This is a genomic window from Flavobacterium mesophilum (genome assembly GCF_039581405.1).
In the GTDB taxonomy this organism is placed as follows: Bacteria; Bacteroidota; Bacteroidia; order Flavobacteriales; family Flavobacteriaceae; genus Flavobacterium.
Window position 1 is genome coordinate 739,440 of sequence record NZ_JBCPXZ010000003.1, and the last position, 24,352, is coordinate 763,791.

Sequence of the window (24,352 nt, forward strand, 5' to 3'; positions counted from 1 at the left end):
TGTTTTTTTATTTAAAATCAGAATTATGGCTTTTGAAGAATTAAAAGAAAATACTGAAAATATTCAGGATCAAGCTAAAGAATATATTGAAAGTCATTTGGCTTATTATAAGCTTTGGGGCTTTAAAGTAGCAATGAAATCAACCACTTTGATTTTTAAATTTACTTTGATTTTATTGTGCTTCAGTATGGTATTGCTTTTTGGGTCAATTGCGTTGGCTTATGCTTTTGGTACTTTGTTAGGAAGCAATGCATTAGGATTTTTGGCAGTAGGAGGGATCTATCTTTTCTTTACTATTTTGCTTTTCTTTGTAAAAGACAAGTTTGTTGAAGGCCCAATTTTAGAGAAATTTTCGGAAATCTTTTTTAATGATTAAGAATTATGGAAAGGAAAAAATACGCATCGTACGCAGAAATTGACCGAGATCTGGAAATTTTGAAATTAGAAAAAGAGATTAATTATCAAAAATTAGTTTTAAGTTTTCAGAAAACGAAAGAGAGCATAACACCACAAAAAATTGTAAATGGCTTTGTTTCATCTTACACTGATTATTTTTCAAATCATTATGTAAAAATTCTTCAATCAATTTTACCTTATGTAATTGGTTGGTTTATGAATAAAAAAAGAGGCAATTAAGCCTCTTTTTTATTTTACTCTTCTTGATTAAGCCGTTTCTGTTGGCTCTGAAGTATCTGATGGATTGAAGTTTATATCCGAATTGTTTGGTTTTTTAGTTTTTTTGTTTTGTCTTTTCATTTCTTCTCCAATCATATTTGAAGCTGAAAAACTAGTTACCATATTGTTTAACATATCGCTTGCTGCTTGTGGAGAGTTTGGCAACAATATCAAATTAGAATTGGTATCAGCTCCAATAGCTTGCAGCGTATCATAATGTTGTGTAATTACAATCAAGGCAGATGCTTCTTGCGAATTAATTCCGACATTGTTCAAAACTTCAACACTTTCTACTAATCCACGAGCAATTTCTCTACGTTGATCGGCAATACCTTGACCTTGAAGTTTTTTACTTTCAGCTTCAGCTTTTGCTTTAGCTACAATTCTAATACGTTGAGCTTCAGATTCAAACATTGCGGCAGTTTTTTCTCTTTCTGCAGCATTGATACGGTTCATCGCATTTTTTACCTGGATATCTGGATCAATATCGGTTACAAGCGTATTGATGATGTCATAACCGTAAGTTGTCATTGCTTCGTTCAATTCTCTTTTTACTGCAATTGCAATATCATCTTTACGAACAAAAACGTCATCCAAAATTAATTTAGGAACTTCGGCACGAACAACGTCAAATACATAAGCAGTTATTTGATCATGAGGATATTCTAATTTGTAAAAAGCTTCATAAACATGTTCCTGTATTACCTTGAACTGAACAGAAACTTTCATTTTGATGAAAACATTGTCTTTAGTTTGTGTTTCAATAAGAACATCTAATTGCTGAATTTTTAGATTTACACGACCTGCAATTCTGTCAATTATTGGAAGTTTTAATTGCAAACCCGAATTTCTGACACTAGTAAATTTTCCAAAGCGCTCTACGATTACGCTTGTTTGTTGCTTTACAGTAAAGAAAGACGACAGTAAAATAAATAGTCCAATGACTATTAGAATAATAAATGCTGTACCCATGGTGATATTAATTTAGTTTTATGAATTTCTAAAAATACGAATATATAATCAAAATTGTTTATTATTTATTTTTTAGATGATTTTTAGTGTTAAATTTTTATATTAAATTTGATTAAAAATTAACCAAAAACAAAAAATTATGAAAAAAATACTTTTTAGTATTGCCTTATTTTCTTCTTTTTATCTACATGCACAAACCACTATTGTAGAGGAAAAGTTTGAAAAAGATAACAAACCTGTGGAATTTGAAATTCTGAAAAATGAGAATGAAGTTCTCGTAAAAAAAGGAAAAGCTTACGGTTCCATCAGGGGAATCAATAAAGTTGATCTTTTTAGTTTGGACAATCTCAAAGGAACTAAAATAGTTGAAAATGGAAAATTTTTAGATTTTAAGCCATCTACAATTGATAATACTTTTGTAGGTACTGAATTTAATGGTGTAGGCTGGGTTAGTAGTACTAAAATTTTTGAAAACAATAAGTTGATTGCTACTTTAGATAGTAATAAAAATTTCTTTCTTTTTTCTAAAGAATTCTCATATAGCGTTGGAAATGAGAAAAACAAATATCTTGACAATATTGAAAAAGGGAATTTGTTTCTTCATAAATATAATAACAAACTGAAAAAAACTCAAGTAATAAAATTAGATAAACCGTCTTTTTTTACTGTGAATAAAAAAGATTTTTACAATTTAGATGAAGTAGCTTACAAGATTTTCTATCATAAAAATTCTTTTGATGTAACTACCAAATTTATTAATAAAGACGCGAGATCATTTGTTTTTCACAGAGCTATTTATGATTTAGATGGCAAAAACACTAAGACACTGTCGTATAATATAAATGTTGGAAAGCCATTAATACTTTCTAACAATAGTGGAGGAGAAATTGATTCAAATTATAATAGTCTTTCAAAAAGCTTCAATGACAAATTTGCAGATCAATTATCGATCAATAATTATTATTTAGATGAAGATACAAATGATATATATGTTTATGGATTGTTTGGTAAGAAAGATGAGAGACTTGTAAATAATGAAGTAGGAGGATATTATGTAATTAAATTTGATTCTGAAGGAAAACAAGTTTGGCAAAAAGTTCAGGAAATATCTGATGCTGAAATGAACAGAAATGCTTCTAAATTAAGATTAAGTAATGGTTTTAGAATTGAAAATGGGCAAGGAGTATTTTCAATTTTTCAGTACTATTCGGCAGAATATTATTTCTATAGCCAACTAGATTTATCAACAGGTGCTATTAAAAGTAGTCAAAAGATTTCATTTGATGTAGATAAAATGTGGGAATCAGAATATAGAAATTCTCAAGTTGTGGCTTTTTTTAATTTGAAAGAATATAAGAAATTAAAGCTCGATTTTGATACGATGCACTTGAATAGTACTGATAAAAGGATTCAAAACTATTTAGTGGAATTGAATAAATCAAAGGATAAGATTTCCGTAAACTGTTTGGTTTCAAATAAGGGAAATTGGCTAATTGAATCGGATAATGATAAGTATTATAAGATTACCTTTTTTGAGAAATAGGAATATAATAAAAAAGCTCCCAATTTTGGGAGCTTTTTTGTTTTTATAAAGTTGCGATCGCTTTCTGAATTCTAGAAATTGTTTCTTCTTTTCCAATGATTTCAACAATATCAAATAGGTGAGGGCCTTTAAGTGCGCCAACCAAACTTAGACGGAAAGGTTGCATTACTTTACCCATTCCGATTTCATTTTTAGTTAACCAATCTTTGACGATTGCTTCAATATTTGCTGAGTCAAAACCGTCAATATATTCAAGAGTCGAAATCAATTCTTGCATTAAAGCTGGAGTTTCTTCCTTCCAGTTTTTGCTTGCTTTTTCATCATAAGATGTTGGAGCTTGGAAAAAGAAATCAGTTAAATCCCAAAAATCAGAAACGAAATTTGCTCTTTCTTTAATCAATGAAACGATTCTTGTAATGTCATATTTAGAAATATCAACGCCTTTTTCTTCTAAAATAGGAGAGAAGCTTTTCGCTAAATCGGCATCATTTTGTTTTACTAAATATTGGTGATTGAACCATTTGTTTTTTTCTGGATCAAATTTAGCGCCTGCTTTATGAACTCTGTTCAAGTCAAAAGCTTCAACTAATTCATCAAGAGAAAATAATTCTTTGTCAGTTCCATCATTCCATCCTAATAAAGCCAAGAAATTTACAACAGCTTCTGGGAAAAATCCTTTCTCTCTGTAACCAGATGAAACGCCTTCTTCCGTTTTCCATTCTAATGGAAACACTGGAAAACCTAATTTATCACCATCTCTTTTAGATAATTTTCCGTTTCCAATTGGTTTCAAAATCAAAGGCAAGTGTGCAAATTCTGGTGCATCCCAACCGAAAGCTCTGTATAATAAAACGTGAAGTGGCATTGATGGTAACCATTCTTCACCACGAATTACGTGTGACGTTTCCATCAAATGATCATCAACAATATTCGCTAAATGGTAGGTTGGCATTCCGTCACTTTTGAACAAAACTTTATCATCAAGAAGGTTTGTTTCAAACTTAACATCACCACGAATGATATCTTTCAAGTGCAAAGTTTCATCAACCGGAGTTTTAAAACGGATTACATAATGTTCTCCATTTGCAATTCTTTTCGAAGTTTCTTCAGCAGAAATTACTAAAGATGTATCTAATTTTTCACGATTGTGATGATTGTAAATAAATGTTTTTCCTTCAGCTTCGTGCTGTTTTCTATGAGCATCTAATGCTTCTGGAGTATCAAAAGCATAATAAGCCCAACCTGAATTGATCAAATGATCAGCATATTTTTGGTATAAATCTTTACGATCGCTTTGTCTGTACGGACCAAATTTTTCATTTTTTCCAACAGTTTCTTGAGGAGAAATTCCTAACCATTCCAATGCTTCCATTATATATTCTTCTGCACCTGGAACAAAACGAGTCTGGTCTGTATCTTCAATTCTCAGATAAAAAACACCGTTATGTTTTTTTGCAAATAAATAATTAAATAGGGCAGTACGAACTCCGCCAATATGTAATGGTCCTGTTGGACTTGGTGCAAAACGCACACGAACTTGCTTTGACATTTGTATAAATTTTGTTGCAAAGATACAACTTTAGATAAATTCCAATTTTTTAAAATTCCAAATTCCAAACGGAATGAATGCTTGGAATTTGGAATTTATTTTTTGGAATTTGAATCTTTATAATTAGTACTTTTATGGGTTATAATTAAAAGAGATTTTATTTTGAAAACATCATCTGCAATATATCTAAAATTAGAGGGGTTTATTAGAAAATATTATACCAACGAATTGATAAAAGGAGCGCTTCTTTTTATTGGTTTTGGGTTGTTGTATTTTTTATTTACGTTGTTTGTTGAGTATTTCCTTTGGTTAAAACCAATGGGAAGAACACTTTTATTTTGGTTGTTTATTGGAGTTGAAGTTTTCCTTTTGTTCCGATTTATATTGTTTCCAATATTCAAATTGTTCAAACTGCAAAAAGGAATTGATTACAATCAGGCTTCGGCAATTATTGGAAATCATTTTACAGAGGTAAGCGATAAGCTGACGAACTTTTTACAGCTTTCTTCAAATGAAAATTCAGCTGAAAGTTCAGAATTGATGTTGGCTTCTATCGAACAAAAAGCAAATTCTTTACAACCAATTCCGTTTGGGAATGCCATCAATTTTAAATCAAACAAGAAGTATTTGCCTTTGGCTTTGATTCCGGTTTTGTTGTTTGCTGTATTTTTTATCTCTGGAAATAGCAGTATAATTTCTCAAAGTTTTAATAGAGTAGTGCATTTCAATGCTTCGTTTTTGCCACCAGCTCCTTTCAAATTTGTGGTTTTAAATGATAATTTGCAAACCGAACAAAACAAAGATTTTATTGTAAAAGTTGAAACTGAAGGTAAAGTTGTTCCAGAAAATGTTATGATTCATATTGGTGATGAAAGCTATTTTATGGAATCTTCTCAAACAGGAAAGTTCGAATTCAAGATTGAAAAACCAACTTCAGATGTTGCTTTTTCTTTTGAAGGAAATTCAGTTTCATCAAACGAATACGAATTGAAAGTAATCACAGTTCCGTCAATTGCTAACTTCGAAATGATTTTAAACTTTCCATCTTATTTAAAAAAGAAATCAGAAATTATTCAAGGAACAGGAAATGCAATCATTCCTGAAGGTACAACTGTGACCTGGAGAATGAATACGCAATCAACCCAAGAGGTAGTTTGGAAGGATGAAAGGGCATCTTTTAATTTTAAAAAGGATGAAAACGAATTTAAGCTAGCTAAAAATATAGTTCAAAATACAGACTATCAAATTCTTACTTCGAATAATAAGGTTAAAAACTATGAAAAACTGGATTATCAGCTGTCAGTTATTAAAGATCAGCATCCAACAATCACAGTTGCGCCAGCGCCGGACAGTTTGAAATTAGATAAGAATTATGTGTTAGGAAGATTGGGAGATGACTATGGTTTATCAAAATTGCAGATTGTTTACTATGAAAGGAACAAACCACAAACTGCAAAGCGTGGAACTATTCCTGTAAAGCAAGCGGTGTTCGATCAGTTTGTTTTTAACTTTCCAAGTAACCTTGCTGTTCAAGAAGGAGTATCTTATGAATACTATTTTGAGGTTTTTGATAACGATGCTTTGCACGGATTCAAGAGTACAAAATCTTCTACTTTTTCAGATCGCGTTTCTACTACAGATGAAATTCAGGATGCCGAATTGCAACAACAAAATAACAACATAAACAGTTTATCGAAGTCTTTAAAGAATCAAGAAAAGCAATTTTCTGAAATGGATAAACTGAAAAATACAGGAAAAGAAAAAGATAATTTAGAATTCAAAGATCAGCAGAAAGTAAATGATTTTATCAAACGTCAGAAACAACAAGACGAAATGATGAAACAGTTTACTGAAAAAATGAACAACAATTTGGATAAATTCAGTAAAGAGAAAAAGGATAAAACTGCTGAAGATTTACAAAAGCGTTTAGATAACGCAGAGAAAGATTTAGAGAAAAATCAAAAACTATTAGACGAGTTAAAGAACTTAAATGATAAAATGAACAGCGATGACTTGTTTGATAAAATGGAAAAGTTCAAACAGATCAGCAAGAACCAATCTCGTAATTTAGAACAATTAGTTGAATTAACGAAGCGTTTTTATGTAGAAAAGAAAGCTGGACAAGTTGCTGAAAAATTGAATAAACTGTCAGAACAACAGGAACAGTTATCAGATAAAGACAAAGAAAATACAAAAGAGAAGCAAGACGAAATCAATAAATCATTTGATAAAATTCAGGAAGATTTAAAAGATTTAAAAGAAGAAAACAACTCATTGAAATCTCCTTTAGATATTCCGAAAGATGCTTCTAAAGAAAAAGATGTAGAGAACGATTTGAATAAAGCTTCTGAAGAATTAAGTAATAAGAATACTTCTTCGGCTAAGCCAAAACAGAAAAGTGCGGCTAAGAAAATGAAAAGTATGGCCGAGCAAATGGAGTCTAATATGGAAGCCGGTGATCAAGAACAATTGCAAGAAGATGTTGCGATGCTTCGTCAGATTCTGGATAACCTTTTAGCTTTTTCATTATCTCAGGAAGATGTAATGAAACAATTTAAATCGATAAAATTAGGTTCTTCTGCTTATACGAAGAACATTAAAATTCAGCAGAATTTAAAACAACAGTTCAAACATGTCGATGATAGTTTGTTTGCCATGTCACTTAGAAATCCAAAAATTTCTGAAGATGTTACAAAGGAAATTGGAAATGTACAATATAATATGGACAAAGCAATTGAAGTTTTGACTGATGTACAAATCCCAAAAGGAGTTTCGCACCAGCAATATGCAGTTTCATCTGCAAACAAATTAGCCGACTTTTTAAGTGACTTATTAAATAATATGCAAATGTCAATGGCGAATCCTGGAGCAGGAAAACCAAAACCAGGAGATGGACAAGGAATGCAATTGCCAGATATTATTCAAAAACAAAAAGGTCTTGCTGATAAAATGAAAGACGGAATGAAGTCTGGCGAGAAACCTGGAAGTGGTCAAGATGGAAAAAGTGGTGACTCAAAACCAGGAGAAGGAAAAGAGAATGGACAAGGCAAAGACGGAAAAAGTGGTCAAGGCAAAAATGGTCAAGGAAACCAAAATGGAGGAAAAGGAAAGAATGGAAATGAAGGTGAAGATGGAGAAGGAGACGCTGAAAAGATAATGGAGATTTATAAAGAGCAAGTAAAACTTCGTGAAGCATTACAAAATGAGTTATCGAAGAAAGGTTTAGACGGACAAGGAAAGTCTGTAATTGATCAGATGAAAGCTTCGGAAAAACAGATTTTAAATAAAGGATTTAAGAATGAGAACCTTCAGAGAATTTTAAATATTCAGCAAGAGTTGCTAAAATTAAACAACGCAATGCAACAGCAAGGTCAAGATACGAAGCGAGAATCTGAAACAAATAAGGCAGAGTTTCCGAATCGAGCGAACGCTTTACCAAGCTCATTAACTGAATATTTAAATAGTGTAGAAATTTTAAATAGACAATCGCTACCTTTGCGCTCGAATTTTAATCAAAAGGTTCAAGAATATTTCAATACAAAATGATAAACTTTAATTACGAAACAGAATTTACTTTAAGCGACGAACAACAATATAATGATTGGTTGAGTGCTGTTATAGTTTCTGAGAACAAGAATGAAGGAGAAATAAATTATATTTTTTGTGATGATGAATACCTTCATAAAATAAATGTAGAGTATTTAGATCACGATACACTAACTGATATTATTAGTTTTGATTATACAGTTGGTAATGAATTGAACGGGGATATTTTTGTTTCTGTTGAAAGAGTAGAAGACAACGCTAAAGATTTTAATGTTTCTTTTGATGAAGAATTGAAGCGTGTTCTCGCTCATGGTATATTACATTACTGTGGATACAAAGATAAGACAGATGCAGATGCTGAATTAATGCGTTCAAAAGAAGATGAAAAGATTAAGATGTTTCACGTGGAACAGTAATTAAACATCTAAAAAAAAAACTAAAATAATATGTTCCACGTGAAACGTTTTTCAGATAAGATAGAAAAACATCTATGTTCCACGTGAAACAATTTAAAGAGATTCCTTGTAGGTTTTATGTAAAACGTTCCACGTGGAACGTTTAATCTGAATCGAAAATTTGTTCGATTTTTAAAATTTTAAAATGTTCCACGTGAAACGTTTTTTATAAAAAGAGATTTGATTTTGAAATTTTAACTCTTTGAAATTGTGTTCCACGTGAAACGTTTTTGAAGATAAAAGAGTTTGATTTGGTTTTGAGAAATAAACTGAACTAGTCAATTTGATAATCGAAAATGATTGAAACGTTCCACGTGAAACATAATGGTTTTGGGATTTGGATTTTTAAATTGGAATTTTAAAGATTTCGTTCCACGTGGAACAGAAAAGAAAAAGTAATTCTGAAACGTTCGTAGAATGGTTTTCGGAGAAAAAATAAAACAAAAATGTTTTTAGAAGAATACGATGTTATTGTTGTGGGTGCTGGTCATGCCGGTTCCGAGGCCGCGGCAGCGGCAGCAAATTTGGGTTCCAAAACTTTGTTGGTTACAATGAGTTTGCAAAACATTGCACAGATGTCATGTAATCCTGCGATGGGTGGAATTGCAAAAGGACAAATCGTTCGTGAGATCGATGCGCTTGGTGGATACTCCGGAATTGTTTCAGATAGAACTGCAATTCAGTTCAAGATGCTGAACAAATCAAAAGGACCTGCAATGTGGTCGCCAAGAGTTCAAAGTGACAGAATGCGTTTTGCTGAAGAATGGAGATTGATGTTGGAAGGAACTCCTAATTTGGATTTCTACCAAGAAATGGTAAAAGGGTTGATTATTGAGAACGGAAAGATAAAAGGAATTAGAACTGCACTTGGAGTTGAGATTCGTTCGAAATCTGTTGTCTTGACAAATGGAACTTTTTTGAATGGTTTGATTCATATTGGAGAAAAACAATTCGGTGGAGGAAGAGCAGGCGAAAGTGCCGCAACCGGAATTACCGAAGATTTGATTCAAGCAGGTTTTGAAGCAGGAAGAATGAAAACAGGAACACCTCCAAGAGTTGATGGTCGTTCTTTGGATTATTCGAAAATGAATGAAGAAAAAGGAGATGCAAAACCGGATAAGTTTTCTTATTCGGATTTAACCGTTCCGTTAACGCATCAACGTTCTTGTCACATGACGTATACTTCGCTAGAAGTTCATGATATTTTGAGATCTGGTTTTGATCGTTCTCCAATGTTCAACGGAAGAATAAAAAGTTTAGGTCCGAGATACTGTCCATCGATTGAAGATAAAATTAATCGTTTTGCAGATAAAGAACGCCACCAACTTTTTGTTGAACCAGAAGGATGGAAAACTTGTGAGGTTTACGTAAACGGATTTTCAACTTCGCTTCCAGAGGATATTCAATTTAAAGCATTGCGAACTGTAGCTGGTTTTGAAAATGTAAAATTCTTGCGTCCGGGTTATGCAATCGAATATGATTATTTTCCGCCAACACAATTGAAACATACTTTGGAAACAAAGTTAGTTGAAGGTTTATATTTTGCCGGACAGATTAACGGAACAACAGGATATGAAGAAGCAGCTTCACAAGGTTTGATGGCTGGAATAAATGCACATTTAAAAGTGCATGAAAAATCACCTTTGATTTTAAAACGTGATGAAGCATATATTGGAGTTTTGATTGACGACTTAATTACGAAAGGAACGGAAGAACCATATCGTATGTTTACATCAAGAGCAGAATATAGAACATTGTTGCGTCAAGATAATGCCGATTTCAGATTGACGCCAATGTCATATGAAATTGGTTTAGCTTCTGAAGACAGAATGCGAAGAATGGAACACAAATTAAACGAGTCTGAAAAGATGGTTGCGTTCTTCAAAGAAACAAGTGTTACGGTTGCAGAAACAAATCCAATTTTAGTTGAGAAAGAATCGGCACCAATTTCACAGGGGGATAAAATGTTTAAAGTTTTCTCTCGTCCGCAGATTGAATTAGAAGATATGTTGAAATTTGAAAAAGTAGATGCTTACATCAAAGAGAATGATCTTGACGAAGAAATTGTAGAGCAAGCTGTAATTCAAGTTAAATATTCGGGTTACATCGAAAAGGAAAGAAATAATGCTGATAAATTAAATCGTTTAGAAGAAGTAAAAATTCCTGAGAATTTCGATTACCATAAAATAAAATCTATGTCGATCGAAGCGAAACAAAAATTAAGTAAAATTCGCCCAGTGACAATTTCGCAAGCGTCAAGAATTAGCGGCGTATCACCAAGTGATATTTCCGTGCTTTTGATTTATATGGGAAGATAGTTTTTGTTTTCAAGTTTCAAGTTTCAGGTTCCACGTGAAACATTATAACGTTAAACCTGAAACTTGAAACCTGAAATCTGAAATCTGAAATCTGAAACTTGAAACTTGAAACTTGAAACTTGAAACTTGAAACTTGAAACTTGAAACAAAATAATTTGTTCCACGTGAAACTATGAAAATTGTACAGAAAAGTATTTTATCAGAAAACGAAAAGAAGATTATCTGGCAACTTCGGAATAATGAATATCCGTTGCAATTTGGTTCAAAAACTTTTCAGGAATTTGAAATGTATTTAGAAAATTTAATCGATCTGAAACATTTCTTTTTGGTTGATCAAGAAAATGAAATAAACGGGTGGGCATTTACTTTTTTTAGAGAAGAAGAAACCTGGTTCGGATTTATGATCGATAATCAATTTCAAGGAAAAGGTTACGGAACTTTTTTGCTAAATGAAATGAAAAACAATTTTGATGTTTTAAACGGATGGGTAATTGATCACGAAAATGATAAAAAACAAAATGGTGAAAATTACAAATCGCCTTTGTTGTTTTATGTCAAAAATGACTTCGAAATTTTTTCAGATATCAGAATTGAAAATGAAATAATTTCGGCTGTCAAAATAAATTGGAAGAATAAAGAATTATAAAATAGAAATCCTAAAAATGAAAATTTTCGTTTTTAGGATTTGTTATACAATTAAACCAAAAAATAACTAGAATTAAAAAATGGACGTTTTAAACAAAAAACATTTTCTTACTGTAAAAGACCATTCTGTTTCAAAAGAAATTTTCGATTTGTATTATGATGAAAATTTGGATATGCTGATTACTTCTCCGCAACCAGATTTAGAAAATTTAGGAAGATATTACGAAAGCGAAGATTATATTTCGCACACAGATAACAAACGTTCAATTTTTGAAAAAGCCTATCATTTTGTAAAAAGCATTGCTTTAAAAAATAAATTGAATTTGATCAATTCTGAACAATCTCAAAAAGGAAAAATTTTAGACATTGGAGCTGGAACTGGAGATTTTTTATTGACGGCAAAAAATGACGGTTGGGAAACATTTGGAATTGAACCAAGCGACCGAGCAAAAAATATTGCAAAGCAAAAAGGAATTTCATTTGTTGATGAAACTCGCGAACTTGAAAATAATTCTTTTGACGTAATTACGATGTGGCATGTTTTGGAACACGTCCCAAATTTAGAATTACAAATTCAGGAATTGAAGCGTCTTTTGAAACCAACTGGAACTTTAATTGTTGCGGTTCCAAATTTCAAATCTTACGACGCAAAACATTACGGAGAATTTTGGGCAGCTTTTGATGTGCCAATTCACTTTTGGCATTTTTCAAAAAAAGCCATTCAATCGCTTTTTGAAAAAGTCGATATGAAATTGGAAAAAGTGCTTCCAATGAAATTTGATTCTTTTTACGTGAGTCTTTTGTCTGAAAAATACAAAACTGGAAAAATGAATTTTATCACGGCGTTTTTCGTCGGATTAAAATCAAATTTGAAAGCGTCAAGTACAAAAGAGTATTCATCGCACATTTATGTCTTAAAAAACAAGTAAAACGCAAAATAAAGCCTTTTTAGGGCTGTTTTCAGTCAAAAGCAGGCTTTGTGTAGTCTTTTTTAAAAAAATCGCTCTAAAGCAAGCTATGAAAGCCACTTTTAATAGTGATATTTTATAGTGTTTTTAGACTTCATAAATAAAATCAATGCCACATTTTTGTGGCATTTTTTGTGTTTTTTCACTTCGAATTTTGAAATTTTAAAAAATTAGAAAATGTCTTTTTGAAAATTAAAAAAAATCAAAAATGAAATGAACCTACTTTTTGAATCAAATTTGAATTGAAAAAAAAATACAATTTGAAATTGATTTTTATCTCAAAAAATTTTGTTTTTGATGGAAAATTCAATTTGCCTAAATAAAAAAAATCTGGGAGCTAATTTTGGAATTAAAAGTGTCCAAAACGTAAAATTAGCCTGTTTACGGGACTTTTTAAGACGAAATGAGGGTTTATGTCTCTTTTTTTGAAAAGATTTCGCTAAAAAAAGCTATGAAAGCCATTTTTGATAATGATATTTTATGGCATCAAAATATTCCATAAAGAAAACTAATATCATAAAATTTTAGCATTTTTTAAAGTTTATGTTGATGCTATTTATTTTTTTATATTTTTGTCTTTCATACCAATAAAAAAAATAGAAATTTAGAAATGAAAAAAGCATTAGTAATTATCGGGCTTTCAATTTTGGCTGTTTCTTGTAATCAAACAGCTGAAGTTAAGGAAGTAAAAACAGCTTACGTAGATACTTCAGTTTTAATGAAAGAATACACTGAAGCGAAAGACCTTGAGGCTAAATACAAAGCTCAAGCAGAGGAAAAAGGAAGACAACTACAAGCTGAAATTACTCGTTTTAAACAAGACGCTGCTAATTTTCAAAGCCAAGCGCAGGCTAACGGTCAGCAATGGGCACAACAAAGAGGAGCTGAATTGCAAAAAAGAGAGCAACAATTGGGTTACGCTCAACAAGCTTTATCACAGCAATTACAGCAAGAAAGTGGTGTAGAAATGGATTCTCTAATCAGTGGAGTTAAAAAATTCATCAAAGATTATGGTAAGAAAAACGGTTATGCATATATCTACGGTACTGGCGATGCAGCAACTGTATTATATGCTGAAGACAAGTATGATATTACCAAAGAAATAGTTAAAGCTTTGAATGACAAGTACAAAGCATCTCCAAAAGCTGAAGATAAACCAGCAGCTAAAGAAGAGGCTAAAAAATAAGACTTCCAAAACTAACTAAACTAAGAAAACCTAAATCAGCAATTGATTTAGGTTTTTTTCTTTTATAAAAATGCGATATTTTTGGCGTTTAATACCTGCCTAATGCAAAACGTTTCAGAAGCTGCTGCTTACACCTTACAATTCATAAATCAGACGCAAAAATCTATTTTTCTTACGGGTAAAGCCGGTACAGGAAAAACAACTCTTTTGCGTGAAATTATCGCTACAACACACAAAAATACAGTGGTTGTGGCGCCAACTGGTATTGCAGCACTTAATGCTGGAGGTGTTACGATTCACTCGATGTTTCAATTGCCATTTTCGGCTTTTATTCCCACTTATGAAGAGAGTTCCCAGTTTACGGAAACAGTGAAATTTGAGAATAAAGAATCGCTTCGCCGACATTTTAAAATGAACAATGTGAAGCGAAATGTGATCCGAAATATGGAGTTGCTGATCATTGATGAAGTCAGTATGCTTCGTGCTGATTTACTGGATGCTATCGATTTTATGATGCAAACGGTCCGAAGAAATAATAGGGCTTTTGGAGGAGTTCAAGTGCTTTTTATTGGTGATTTATTGCAATTACCGCCAGTAGTTAGGGATGAAGAGTGGAGAACGTTGCGCAATTATTACAAAGGAAAATTCTTTTTTCATTCGCATGTAATTCAGCAAAATCCGCCTTTGTATATTGAATTATCTAAGATTTACCGTCAAAGTGATGATGTTTTTATTTCGGTTTTGAACAATCTTCGAAACAATCAAATTTCAAAAGAAGATATTCAAGTTTTGAATCAATATGTCAAACCTGATTTTGATTTAAAAATGAATCCGGGATATATTACGCTAACGACGCATAATGCCAAAGCAGATACAATCAATGAGCAAGCAATCAGTGATTTGCCAGGAAATGAATTTAGCTTTCAGCCCTTTGTAGTGGGCGATTTTCCGGAGAAAATTTTCCCTGTTGAGGAAAATTTGAAGCTAAAAGTTGGCGCTCAAGTAATGTTTGTAAAGAATGATTTATCATTTGAAAAAAGGTATTTCAACGGAAAAATGGGTGTGATAAAATCGCTTTCGGCCGAAGAAATTTTTGTTCATTTTCCAGAAGAAAATAAAACCATCGAAGTTGAAAAATACGAGTGGAAAAACATTCGATACAAAGTAAACGAACTCACAAAAGAGATTGAAGAAGAGGTTTTAGGCACTTTTGCGCATTATCCAATCAAATTGGCATGGGCAATTACGGTGCATAAAAGCCAAGGTTTGACTTTTGAGAAAGCAGCGCTTGATGTATCGCAAGTTTTTTTGCCTGGACAAGCTTATGTTGCACTTTCGCGTTTAACTTCCTTAAACGGGCTTATTTTGCTTTCTTCGATGCAAATGAACGGACTTTCGAATGATCAAGATGTGATGGATTACGCTTTGAACAAAGCTACCGAAGATGATCTGAAAAATTCGCTTCATTTTGAAACCAAGAATTTTATTCATAACTATTTGATCAACAGTTTTAATTGGACAGATTTGGCTCAAGAATGGCGAAATCACAGATTCAGTTACAATGAAAATGCGACAACTTCTGAAAAATCAAAACATTCTGTTTGGGCGCACAAGCGTTTGGATTCAATGGAAAGTTTGATAGATCCTTCGCAAAAATTTATCACGCAATTGAATAAAATTTTCTGCAAGGAAACAGTCGATCTGATTTTTGTAAAAGAAAGGGTAGAAGCGGCTTACGATTACTTTTTTAAGCCAATGGATAAATTGGTCACGGATCTTTTATCGAAAATGGCTGAAATTCAAAAATTTAAAAAAGTAAAAGAGTTTTACGAAGAATTGTCCGTTCTTGACGATTTGCAGACGAAAGCAGTATTGCGATTGATGAAAGCCAAATTACTGATGGAAATTGTGGTTTCCCGTGAAACAATCAGTAAAGAAAGTTTGACTTCTCCGGCGATCAAAAATTATAAAACAGATAAAATTTCGAGAATTCGAGATGAGTTTAAAATGACCAATACAGACATGTTTCAGGTCGAAGAGCCCCAAATGCGTTATTCTTCTAAAAAAGTGTATAAAACAGCCGAAAAAGGCCCAAAAAAGACTACTGTTGAGGAAACGCACGAACTTTGGTTGGAAAAAAATTCCATTGAGGAAATAGCTCGAATTAGAAAAATAACGAAACAGACTGTCGAAACGCATTTGATAAAATTGATTCAAGCCAAGAAAGTAGAGATTTCCGAAGTACTTCCAGATGATAAAATTCTGGCGCTTCGTGATGCTTTTGAATTTTATCAAGAAGAATCTTTGGCTCCATTGAAAGAAAAATATGGTGATGAATTTACTTGGGATGAACTTAAAATGTTCAAAGCCAGCATTAATTGATTTTGAAATGTATCGGGCTTAAAACATTATGTAAAATAGACTTGAAAAGAATATTTGTTCCACGATAAACAAAAATAAAAAGCCGATTCAAAACCGAATCGGCTTTTTGCTTATAGCGTTGAGATCACTTTTTCAAGCTCTTTTTGCTGCGTTATTTGCGTTAATTTGAGTTTTTTAATGTTTACCTCGTTTTTAATGCACTGTTTGATTATTTCTTCATCTGAAAGAGAAGTAGTGCCAATATTTTTCTCCAATTTTTGATTTGTTGATTGCAGTTTTTCAATTTTGCTTATTGTCGTTTTCAAATTATTCTCAGATTTGACGAGATTTTTCTTTTTGCCTTCAACTTCTTTCAATTCACTTTTTAATGCTGCGATTTTAGTATCAAGTGCCTTATGGTTTTGATCTGAAAGATTTTTGAAGTCTTTATCCATTTTCTTTTGTTTCAATTCCAAAGTTTTTTGTTGGGTATTGGTTTGTTGTGCAAAGAAATAAGTGCTGTTTATTAGGAAGACAGCTAATGCAATAATTTTGATGCTTTTCATTTTTTAAAATTTAATAAGAAGCTAAATTATCGGATGCAAAGAATCCACAATACCACAGAAGAATTTTAAAACAGCAGAATAGGACAAAAAAAATCCTATTCAGTTCGAATAGGATTTTTGAGAATTTTATAAGTTTTCGACTAGTATCCAAGCATCTGGATTTTCTCCTTTTTGTATTTCTTTTTGAGCTTTTGTTGCTTCCTCCATAGTGGCATAACTTCCGTATAAAACGGGAAATAAACCATGTTTGCTTTCTCCTAGCATACGTGCTTTGTAACCATCTTTGATCAATTGGTCGTAGGCTTTTTTAGCATTTGCTTCGCTTCTAAAAGCACCCGCCATGATATGGTAAGGCATTAGTTTTGCTTCAGGAGTTTCTACTTTTGCCGAATCAACTGAAAGCGTTACTGCTGGCAAAGGATTTTGAATGAAGAAAGTTGCTTCTTGAATTTTGTTTTCTACTTTTTTCTGAACGGCACTTTCAACCACTAATGTCTGAGAATCAATTTGGTTTTGGTATAAAGGATATCCAATGCTTCCTGTAATACCAAGTCCTAGAATGAAAATGGCAGCATATTTCAATAATGAATTTGATGATTTTGATTCCTCTTCACCAAAAAGTGCAACAGTTTCTTTTTCTGTAATTTCTTCCAGTTTTCGTTCAAAAATTTCTTTTTTCACAACAGGTGAAATGAACGGACTTAATCCGAAAGAAGTTGCCAAATAGTTAGTTTGATCATTTGGAGTGAAAATGATATTCTTTTCAGAATTCAGACGAATTTCACCAATATTTTTTAAGCTTATTGTACCATCTTCTTCAAGCGTTTTTTGCCAATTTAAAACTTCAAATGCTATTGCACTAACGGCAAAACCATAAGATGTTTTTTCAGCATTTGCGATATGATTGGCAAGCAAACCGTCGTTATTTTTCAAATGACTGTTGAAAGAAATCAATTTTTTAGGTGGAGAAAACGAGTTCGTGTTTTCATTCACCTGAGCCGACTGAGTTTCTGTTAAAAATGCACCAAATCCTGGAACCGTTACACACTGATAACGATACAATAACTGTCCTATGTAGTTTTCGATTTTCATAGTAACAAAGTTATGGAACGAATATAGTTATCAAAATTTTATTCACAATTTTTATTAACAATTTTGATTTTTTTATAGCTATTTGATTTTTAGATTTTTAATTAAAATCTTATTAAAATTTGTATTTTAGTTAATAGCTAATTTTTAAATTTTATTAAGAAATTACACTTTTTTTAGTCAAAAGTTCTTTTAATTTTTATTCCTATTTTACATAATGTTTTTTAACTGATGCAAAATTGTAAACATGTTTTATTTATTAGCCTTTAAGAAGGTCGATGAAGTTAGGAATCAAAAAGTTACAAAAAATAACCTATTGATTATCTTTAAATTAAAGTGATTTTTAGGTTTTAGATCATTTATAAATACCTATTTGTAGGTATTTTTTTTCTTTTATAATTACATAGATTTGATTATTATTAACTTATAAAATATAGTATTATGAAAGTTTATGACTTAAAAGGTGTTGTTTTAGGAAAAAAAGCAGTTATTGGTGTCATTTTACCAGAAAAAGCGACTAATAACGATTATAAAATATTCAAAATTTATAATATTTCAGGTGAAGGAAGAAATAAAATTGTAATTCATTTTAAAGATTTGAAAGGTGATGAGTTAAAAATTGATACTAATAAGCCTAATCTTGAGTTATTTGTAATTGATTTAACAAAAAATGTAACTAAAATTGGTACCGCAGAAATTGATTTTACTAAAAAAATTGAAGCAGCTTTTCACCATCAAAACCATGAATTAACAAAAACGCCTAAAGAAATATTTGATGCTGCATTCGACCCCATAGTTACTCCTGACACAACCGGTAAAGGGACCATTCGTGAAGGTGAGGAAGATGGTAAATAACCAATTACATATCACTATTTGCTTCATGCTCACTTTACTTTGTACGGTGAGCATTTGCATGGGGCAAAATAAAGTTTTGAGTTCCATCGAAAAATCCATTGAAAATGGGAAGTCAAAAGAAGCATTGACGGAACTTTCGATGGTAAATACCACTGCTTTTTTACCTGAAGATTTAGGGTACTATTATTTTTTGACAGCGAAAAGTTATAGTAAACAAAACAATGATGTAAAAGCGATTGAAAATTATCTAATTGCGAAAAAACAATATTTGAAAGCAAATATTATCGATAAGGCTATGGAAATAAATCTCAATATTGCTTCATTGTTAGTTAGTTATAAAGATAATACTCAAAAACACCAATTCTATCTTAAAGAATATATGGATTATGCCTTTTCCACAAAAGATAATTCTAAAATTCTTAAAGGCTATGTTCAATTAGCTTCTTTAAAAATAAACAGCAAAGAAGCTCAGGAGAGTCTGTCTTACTTTAGAAAAGCAATAACTTTAAATAAAGTTGTAAAAGATAAAAAGCTTGAGAGTAAGATATATAATAATCTGGCTGTGCTTTTTAGTGATGTTTTATACAAACCAGATTCTAGTTTGTATTACCTGCGCAAGGATAATTTAATTTTGCATCAAGAGAAAACACCCAATCCCAATTACATCTGTAATAATTTGATGAATCAGGCATCTAATTATTCTCAGCTTCGTCAGTACGAAAAAGCAATTGATTTATTACATCAGGCAGATAAAATAAAGCTGATAGAGTATATTAAAGTTAACAAGGAAAATATTAATAAATTTCTTTATTTGAATTACAAAGACGCCAACAATCTTAGTAAAGCATTATATCATTTAGAAATTTCGAATCAATATCACGATTCTTTGAATACAGAGCAGCAAAATATTGCCATTAATAATTTTGATACCAAATACAAAACCAAGGAAAAAGAACTTGAAAATCTTCAGTTAAAAACAGACATTAAAATAAACAACGTAATTTTATATCTGATAGCGAGTGTTTTAATTATTGTTTTGTTAATTAGTGTTTTAGGATATAAAAACATCACTAAAAAGAAAAAAATTGCAGAACAAGAGAAACTAATTCAAATACAAAAAACGGAAAAAATACTCCGAGACCAAGAGCTTAACGAAATTGATTTAATGCTTGAAAGTCAGGAAAAGGAACGTCAAAATATAGCCAACGAATTGCATGATGATTTGGGCAGTATTTTGGCTACATTAAAGTTAAATTTCCAAAATCTGAATCGTCAAAGTGAAGTTGAAAACCCACAGTCAAATAAACTTTACGAGAAAACCGATATATTATTAGAAGAGGCTTATCAAAAGGTTCGAAATATTGCGCATCTCAAAAACCTGGGAGTTATAGGCAGTGAAGGACTGTTGGTTGCGGTTAATAAAATGGCTGAGAAAATGAGTGTTTTAGAGCATTTAACAATCAATGTTATTCCGTTTGAACTTACAGAAAGATTAGAAAATACTGTAGAAGTTGCTTTATTTCGTATGATTCAGGAACTGTGTACAAACATTATAAAACATTCTGAAGCAACAGAAGTAAACATCTACTTAACACAAGGATCACCAAAGGAAATTAATGTCATTATTGAAGATAATGGCAAAGGATTCAATCCGAAAACGATTGTTGGGAAATCGGGTATAGGCCTTAAAAACATGGAGAAAAAAGTAGAACAGATGGGCGGGACATTCACAATCGATTCAATTTTAACTAAGGGAACTTCCATCATTATAGATTTGCCATTATGATCACAATAATAATTTCAGAAGACCATCAGTCGCTGATTGACGGTATTAAACTTTCTTTAGAATTTGAAGAGGATATTACCGTTGTTGGTGAAGCCAATGATGGAGATGAATTAATACAATTGGTTCGAAAAAAAAGGCCACAGATTGTAATTACAGATATCCGAATGCCAAAATGTGACGGAATTAGTGCTACGAGAATAATTAAGAGTGAATTTCCTGAGATCAAAATTATTGCTTTTAGCATGTTTGATCAGTCCGAAGCTGTTCAGCAAATGAAAGAAGCGGGAGCCTCAGGATATATTATGAAAAATTCCCCGCTAAGAAAATTAATCGAAGCGATTAGAGCCGTTTTAAGCAACGAAACTTTTTTTGACGATGCAATTGCTGTCAAAGACGAATTAACCAAAGAAAACATTCTTTTAAGCACTAGAGAGAAGACAATACTTAGACTTATTGGAGAAGGAAAAACATCTAACGAAATCGCCGAAGAACTTTTTATAAGTAAAAGCACCGTAGATACACACCGTAAAAATATCCTCAAAAAAATGAATCTCTATGGCAAAACCGATTTAATACGTTTTGCTGTTGAACGGAAATATGATTTTTAAATTTCCCTAAACCAGAATTGAAATAAAAGTTAACCAAAAAATCCCTATTTGTAGGGATTTTTTTTTGTCTTATAATATAGAATTTTGGTTTAATAATCAATGAGTTATTTGATAGTTGATTTTAGAGTTCGACAATTAAAATATGACCAAAGACTATTGAAGATTTGAAAAAAGTGGAGTTTAGAAACCACTCAAATAAACGGGGCGATGCCGAAAAGCCAAAAGAGTAGGAAAAATTAAAATAAATCAAAAAATGGAAAAATTTATTAGTGAACAGCTTAAAGAAAATTTTTTAGTAAAAGTATTTGGAGAACCTTATTCAGTTCTTAAACTGGATTTAGCAAAAGAAAATTTCTCATCATTAAAGCAATTTGGAGACGGACCATCCCTTGTAAAAGTTGTTGGATTAAAGACCGCAGGGGCTTGTATAAAATTAGACAAACCAAAATTTCTTCTTTTACCTGGAAATGGTGAAAAACCAGACGATTGTGGATTTGCAGATCACGCTTCTGTTTTAATGTGGAAAGTCGAAAAAGATTTTTCAACATTAGATATTCACGTTAATAACGTTTTGATTTCTGAAATCATGGATAGTGAAGATAAAAACTTTTCACTTTCTGTAAAATTGAAAGATTGTCAGTATTCAAATGGTATTTTTAAAGGAACAGTTCAAATAAAATTGGCGGTTTTTGGTATAAAGATTACAGAAAATGTTCCTATAAAAGTGAAAATATTAGAAGGTGGAACTATCCAAGTGTTCAATGATTATCTAGGGCCGTTTCAAGTTGTTATTGATTTAAAATTAGAAGCATTAAACAAAGCTTGTGTAAGAGTAACTGCTTACTATGGTGGTTTTAGTGCTAATGAAGGAGTATGTACTACATTTTAGTATATGATTTATTCATAAAGTCATTCAATACTGAACAATAAAATGTTTATTAACATGATATTATAAACAACATATTAAGCTATTCAAATTTGAATAGCTTTTTTTTATACTGGCAAAAGAAATTTTTAGAATCAATTTTTAAAAGATTTAAGTATCTGTAGGGAAATATTTTTGTAAATAAGAAATTTAAAATTGCGTTGATTTAATTTCTTTATTTTTGAAAGAAATAACTTATGTTTTATTTATTTTTGCGTTCTTATTCAGAAATTTTTCAACTATTTAGTAATACTTTTATTCAATGTCAGATCAAGATTTATTTTATTTATTAGCCCTAATGAAAGTGGATGGAGTAGGTGATATCATAGCTAAAAAATTACTAAATCATTTTGGGGATGTGGCCGCTATTTTTAAAGCTAAATCAAATCAATTAGCGGGTATAGATGGGGTAGGTTCTGTTTTATTGAAGAATCTAAAAGATAAAACTATTTTCAATAAAGCCAGTGAAGAATTGGAATTCATCAAATCGGATGGGTTGAATGTTTCTTTTTTTCAAGACGAAGATTATCCAGATCGACTTAAACATTGCATTGATTCGCCGGTTTTGATTTTTTCGTCAGGAAACATAAACGTGAAAAATAAAAAGTTAATTAGCATAGTGGGTACGCGCCAAGTTACTTCGTACGGAGTTGATTTTTGCAGAAAACTTATTGAAGATCTTGTGCCTCTTGATCCTGTAATAGTAAGCGGATTTGCTTATGGTGTTGATATCGCAGCGCATCAATTGGCTATGGAAAATAATTTGCAAACGATCGGTGTTTTAGCTCATGGATTAAACCAAATTTATCCGAGAACGCATAAAAAATATATGGCCAGGATGGAGGAAAATGGTGGTTTTATAACCGAGTTTTGGAGTTCTTCAAATCCGGATAAAGAAAAGTTTGTGCGCCGAAATAGAATTGTGGCCGGAATGAGCGAAGCCACCATCGTAATTGAATCTGCTGATAAGGGTGGTTCGTTAATTACGGCCAATTTAGCAAATGATTATAACAGAGAGGTTTTCGCGGTTCCAGGGCGTGTTTCCGACCGATACAGTCAAGGCTGTAATAACCTAATAAAAACACAGAAAGCGAATGTCCTTACCTGTGCGGCAGATTTGATTTATGTGCTGAATTGGGATCTAGAAAATAAACCAAAACAAATTCAACGACAGCTTTTTGTAGAACTAAATCCTGATGAAGAAATTATTTATAATTTTTTGGTTAAAAATGGAAAAGAACTATTGGATATCATTGCGTTAGAATGCAATTTCCCGATTTTTAAATTGTCTGGTGCCCTTTTGAATATGGAACTTAATGGTTTAATAAGGCCATTGCCCGGAAAAATGTTTGAAGCGATTTAAGTGGTTTTTAATAAAGAAATTAGTATGAAATAAATAAAAGAATATATTTGTTTTAACCAAAAACTTAAAGTTAAATGAATATAATTGAATTATTTGAAAACGCTGGAATTTACAACGCAGACCTACGATCTTTCAGCTCTGAAGACATTGAAAAAGCAAAAAAACAGTTTGAAATTGAGCGTTCTGGAAATGCAAATGTTGCACCTGATTTAGGCCAAAATTTGGTTTTGGCTATGGAAAATTACGCTAATCAGCTGTTGTTTCTTTGCAATAACCGAATTTTATATAACTTCTTTTCAAAAAAGAATTATTCGCGCAACAGATTTATTTCTGATCATCCAATTTCGTCTAGTAAAGAGGATGTTAGAGTTTTTATGGATAAATTTTTATCTAAGGATTTAGATGCGATTTTAGATGATTATATGGCAAATAATCGATTCGATACTATTGATGATTTGCTTGAAATTAAGGAATACTTGCCTGAAAGCTCATTAGAGCAATTGAGCAATAAAGTATCTGAAAAGCTTGATTATGCGATTCAAACCGTTAACGGAAGTTTACATCCATCTGCTGTAAGTGAAACAGTTGAGTTTTTAAAATACCGCAGTTTTTATGTTTTAGTTTCTCATTTTAGGTCTGCCGAAAAAGATGAAAAAATTAGAGCCGTTTACAACAAAGTATACAATTTACATAGCAATTCGGTCTTGAGACTTGAATTAATGAATCCGATGATTTCTTCTTTAGTTAATTATAATGCAGTTGATTATGAGTTGAATAACTTATTCAGAAAAAATAAAAACCAACTTGATGTGGCGAATGAAAAAGAGAATAGTGCAAGCAGCTCTTCAGGGTTTCCTGGCTGGTCTATTGCAGTAATTGTTATCGTTGTGATACGATTAATTTTGTTGATGGTGCGCCTTAGCAGAGCTTAAAAACATAAAT

Annotated in this window: 20 protein-coding genes; 16 read left to right on the plus strand and 4 right to left on the minus strand. The window is 31.7% G+C overall.

Going from position 1 to position 24,352, the window contains the following annotated elements:
- The first annotated feature begins 25 nt into the window (after window positions 1–25).
- Entirely contained in the window at window positions 26–376 is a 351-nt protein-coding gene (locus AAYQ19_RS12180) for a competence protein (protein WP_343536582.1), read from the plus strand.
- A 5-nt stretch (window positions 377–381) separates the two neighbouring features.
- Window positions 382–636: a DUF6327 family protein gene (locus AAYQ19_RS12185; protein WP_343536583.1), complete on the plus strand. Its 255-nt coding sequence runs from the start codon at window positions 382–384 to the stop codon at window positions 634–636.
- A 27-nt stretch (window positions 637–663) separates the two neighbouring features.
- Here AAYQ19_RS12185 and AAYQ19_RS12190 read toward each other — a convergent pair whose 3' ends face one another.
- Window positions 664–1,647 (minus strand): SPFH domain-containing protein, encoded by a 984-nt coding sequence (locus tag AAYQ19_RS12190; RefSeq protein WP_343536584.1) that lies wholly within the window; start codon window positions 1,645–1,647, stop codon window positions 664–666.
- A 139-nt stretch (window positions 1,648–1,786) separates the two neighbouring features.
- Here AAYQ19_RS12190 and AAYQ19_RS12195 point away from each other — a divergent pair, with 139 nt between their 5' ends.
- A complete protein-coding gene (locus AAYQ19_RS12195) occupies window positions 1,787–3,190 on the plus strand; it encodes a hypothetical protein (protein ID WP_343536585.1) in 1,404 nt (467 codons plus the stop codon).
- 43 nt (window positions 3,191–3,233) lie between these two features.
- Here the strand turns inward: AAYQ19_RS12195 and gltX are convergent, their stop codons facing one another.
- On the minus strand, window positions 3,234–4,739 hold the full coding sequence (gene gltX, locus AAYQ19_RS12200) for a glutamate--tRNA ligase (protein WP_343536586.1): 1,506 nt from the start codon (window positions 4,737–4,739) through the stop codon (window positions 3,234–3,236).
- 162 nt (window positions 4,740–4,901) lie between these two features.
- On the opposite strand from gltX, the gene AAYQ19_RS12205 reads away from it, so the two are divergent.
- The 7 genes from AAYQ19_RS12205 (at window position 4,902) to AAYQ19_RS12235 (ending at window position 16,239) form a co-directional block, all read left to right on the plus strand.
- Window positions 4,902–8,285, plus strand: coding sequence for a coiled-coil domain-containing protein (locus tag AAYQ19_RS12205; protein ID WP_343536587.1), 3,384 nt, complete (start codon window positions 4,902–4,904; stop codon window positions 8,283–8,285).
- The gene (gene ybeY / locus AAYQ19_RS12210) at window positions 8,282–8,701 is read left to right on the plus strand and encodes an rRNA maturation RNase YbeY (RefSeq protein WP_343536589.1); all 420 of its coding nucleotides are present in this window, start codon (window positions 8,282–8,284) and stop codon (window positions 8,699–8,701) included. Before AAYQ19_RS12205 ends, ybeY begins: the two co-directional genes overlap by 4 nt.
- Window positions 8,702–9,186: 485 nt before the next feature.
- Window positions 9,187–11,058: a tRNA uridine-5-carboxymethylaminomethyl(34) synthesis enzyme MnmG gene (gene mnmG, locus AAYQ19_RS12215; RefSeq protein WP_343536590.1), complete on the plus strand. Its 1,872-nt coding sequence runs from the start codon at window positions 9,187–9,189 to the stop codon at window positions 11,056–11,058.
- A 172-nt stretch (window positions 11,059–11,230) separates the two neighbouring features.
- Window positions 11,231–11,704, plus strand: coding sequence for a GNAT family N-acetyltransferase (locus AAYQ19_RS12220; RefSeq protein WP_343536591.1), 474 nt, complete (start codon window positions 11,231–11,233; stop codon window positions 11,702–11,704).
- 79 nt (window positions 11,705–11,783) lie between these two features.
- Complete coding sequence (locus tag AAYQ19_RS12225; RefSeq protein WP_343536592.1) at window positions 11,784–12,632, plus strand: class I SAM-dependent methyltransferase; 849 nt, start codon at window positions 11,784–11,786, stop codon at window positions 12,630–12,632.
- Between the two features lie 649 nt (window positions 12,633–13,281).
- Window positions 13,282–13,857: an OmpH/Skp family outer membrane protein gene (locus AAYQ19_RS12230; protein ID WP_343536593.1), complete on the plus strand. Its 576-nt coding sequence runs from the start codon at window positions 13,282–13,284 to the stop codon at window positions 13,855–13,857.
- Window positions 13,858–13,959: 102 nt separating this feature from the next.
- Window positions 13,960–16,239 carry a helix-turn-helix domain-containing protein gene (locus AAYQ19_RS12235; RefSeq protein ID WP_343536594.1) on the plus strand — a complete coding sequence of 760 codons (2,280 nt, stop codon included), beginning with the start codon at window positions 13,960–13,962 and terminating at the stop codon, window positions 16,237–16,239.
- Between the two features lie 110 nt (window positions 16,240–16,349).
- Here the strand turns inward: AAYQ19_RS12235 and AAYQ19_RS12240 are convergent, their stop codons facing one another.
- Window positions 16,350–16,784, minus strand: coding sequence for a hypothetical protein (locus AAYQ19_RS12240; protein ID WP_343536595.1), 435 nt, complete (start codon window positions 16,782–16,784; stop codon window positions 16,350–16,352).
- Between the two features lie 126 nt (window positions 16,785–16,910).
- On the minus strand, window positions 16,911–17,876 hold the full coding sequence (locus AAYQ19_RS12245; protein ID WP_343536596.1) for an HU domain-containing protein: 966 nt from the start codon (window positions 17,874–17,876) through the stop codon (window positions 16,911–16,913).
- Between the two features lie 438 nt (window positions 17,877–18,314).
- On the opposite strand from AAYQ19_RS12245, the gene AAYQ19_RS12250 reads away from it, so the two are divergent.
- From AAYQ19_RS12250 to AAYQ19_RS12275, 6 genes are all read left to right on the plus strand, one after another.
- Window positions 18,315–18,728 carry a hypothetical protein gene (locus AAYQ19_RS12250; RefSeq protein WP_343536598.1) on the plus strand — a complete coding sequence of 138 codons (414 nt, stop codon included), beginning with the start codon at window positions 18,315–18,317 and terminating at the stop codon, window positions 18,726–18,728.
- Window positions 18,729–18,786: 58 nt separating this feature from the next.
- Entirely contained in the window at window positions 18,787–20,514 is a 1,728-nt protein-coding gene (locus tag AAYQ19_RS12255) for a sensor histidine kinase (protein ID WP_343536599.1), read from the plus strand.
- Window positions 20,511–21,122, plus strand: a complete 612-nt coding sequence (locus AAYQ19_RS12260; protein ID WP_343536600.1) for a response regulator transcription factor — start codon at window positions 20,511–20,513, stop codon at window positions 21,120–21,122. The genes AAYQ19_RS12255 and AAYQ19_RS12260 overlap by 4 nt, the downstream gene beginning before the upstream one ends.
- A 253-nt stretch (window positions 21,123–21,375) precedes the next feature.
- Complete coding sequence (locus AAYQ19_RS12265) at window positions 21,376–22,011, plus strand: hypothetical protein (RefSeq protein WP_343536602.1); 636 nt, start codon at window positions 21,376–21,378, stop codon at window positions 22,009–22,011.
- Between the two features lie 298 nt (window positions 22,012–22,309).
- Window positions 22,310–23,410: a DNA-processing protein DprA gene (gene dprA / locus AAYQ19_RS12270; RefSeq protein ID WP_343536604.1), complete on the plus strand. Its 1,101-nt coding sequence runs from the start codon at window positions 22,310–22,312 to the stop codon at window positions 23,408–23,410.
- A gap of 74 nt (window positions 23,411–23,484) precedes the next feature.
- Window positions 23,485–24,342 (plus strand): hypothetical protein, encoded by an 858-nt coding sequence (locus AAYQ19_RS12275; protein WP_343536605.1) that lies wholly within the window; start codon window positions 23,485–23,487, stop codon window positions 24,340–24,342.
- Window positions 24,343–24,352: the final 10 nt, after the last annotated feature.

What these genes read in the sequence shown, in the direction of transcription:
- gltX (WP_343536586.1), bottom strand. Translation starts at nt 4,739, where the DNA reads ATGTCAAAGCAAGTTCGTGTGCGTTTTGCACCAAGTCCAACAGGACCA.
- AAYQ19_RS12180 (WP_343536582.1), top strand. Translation starts at nt 26, where the DNA reads ATGGCTTTTGAAGAATTAAAAGAAAATACTGAAAATATTCAGGATCAA.
- AAYQ19_RS12255 (WP_343536599.1), top strand. Translation starts at nt 18,787, where the DNA reads ATGGGGCAAAATAAAGTTTTGAGTTCCATCGAAAAATCCATTGAAAAT.
- AAYQ19_RS12225 (WP_343536592.1), top strand. Translation starts at nt 11,784, where the DNA reads ATGGACGTTTTAAACAAAAAACATTTTCTTACTGTAAAAGACCATTCT.
- AAYQ19_RS12250 (WP_343536598.1), top strand. Translation starts at nt 18,315, where the DNA reads ATGAAAGTTTATGACTTAAAAGGTGTTGTTTTAGGAAAAAAAGCAGTT.
- AAYQ19_RS12230 (WP_343536593.1), top strand. Translation starts at nt 13,282, where the DNA reads ATGAAAAAAGCATTAGTAATTATCGGGCTTTCAATTTTGGCTGTTTCT.
- AAYQ19_RS12220 (WP_343536591.1), top strand. Translation starts at nt 11,231, where the DNA reads ATGAAAATTGTACAGAAAAGTATTTTATCAGAAAACGAAAAGAAGATT.
- AAYQ19_RS12260 (WP_343536600.1), top strand. Translation starts at nt 20,511, where the DNA reads ATGATCACAATAATAATTTCAGAAGACCATCAGTCGCTGATTGACGGT.
- AAYQ19_RS12235 (WP_343536594.1), top strand. Translation starts at nt 13,960, where the DNA reads ATGCAAAACGTTTCAGAAGCTGCTGCTTACACCTTACAATTCATAAAT.
- dprA (WP_343536604.1), top strand. Translation starts at nt 22,310, where the DNA reads ATGTCAGATCAAGATTTATTTTATTTATTAGCCCTAATGAAAGTGGAT.
- ybeY (WP_343536589.1), top strand. Translation starts at nt 8,282, where the DNA reads ATGATAAACTTTAATTACGAAACAGAATTTACTTTAAGCGACGAACAA.
- AAYQ19_RS12265 (WP_343536602.1), top strand. Translation starts at nt 21,376, where the DNA reads ATGGAAAAATTTATTAGTGAACAGCTTAAAGAAAATTTTTTAGTAAAA.
- AAYQ19_RS12195 (WP_343536585.1), top strand. Translation starts at nt 1,787, where the DNA reads ATGAAAAAAATACTTTTTAGTATTGCCTTATTTTCTTCTTTTTATCTA.
- AAYQ19_RS12185 (WP_343536583.1), top strand. Translation starts at nt 382, where the DNA reads ATGGAAAGGAAAAAATACGCATCGTACGCAGAAATTGACCGAGATCTG.
- AAYQ19_RS12275 (WP_343536605.1), top strand. Translation starts at nt 23,485, where the DNA reads ATGAATATAATTGAATTATTTGAAAACGCTGGAATTTACAACGCAGAC.
- AAYQ19_RS12190 (WP_343536584.1), bottom strand. Translation starts at nt 1,647, where the DNA reads ATGGGTACAGCATTTATTATTCTAATAGTCATTGGACTATTTATTTTA.
- AAYQ19_RS12240 (WP_343536595.1), bottom strand. Translation starts at nt 16,784, where the DNA reads ATGAAAAGCATCAAAATTATTGCATTAGCTGTCTTCCTAATAAACAGC.
- mnmG (WP_343536590.1), top strand. Translation starts at nt 9,187, where the DNA reads ATGTTTTTAGAAGAATACGATGTTATTGTTGTGGGTGCTGGTCATGCC.
- AAYQ19_RS12245 (WP_343536596.1), bottom strand. Translation starts at nt 17,876, where the DNA reads ATGAAAATCGAAAACTACATAGGACAGTTATTGTATCGTTATCAGTGT.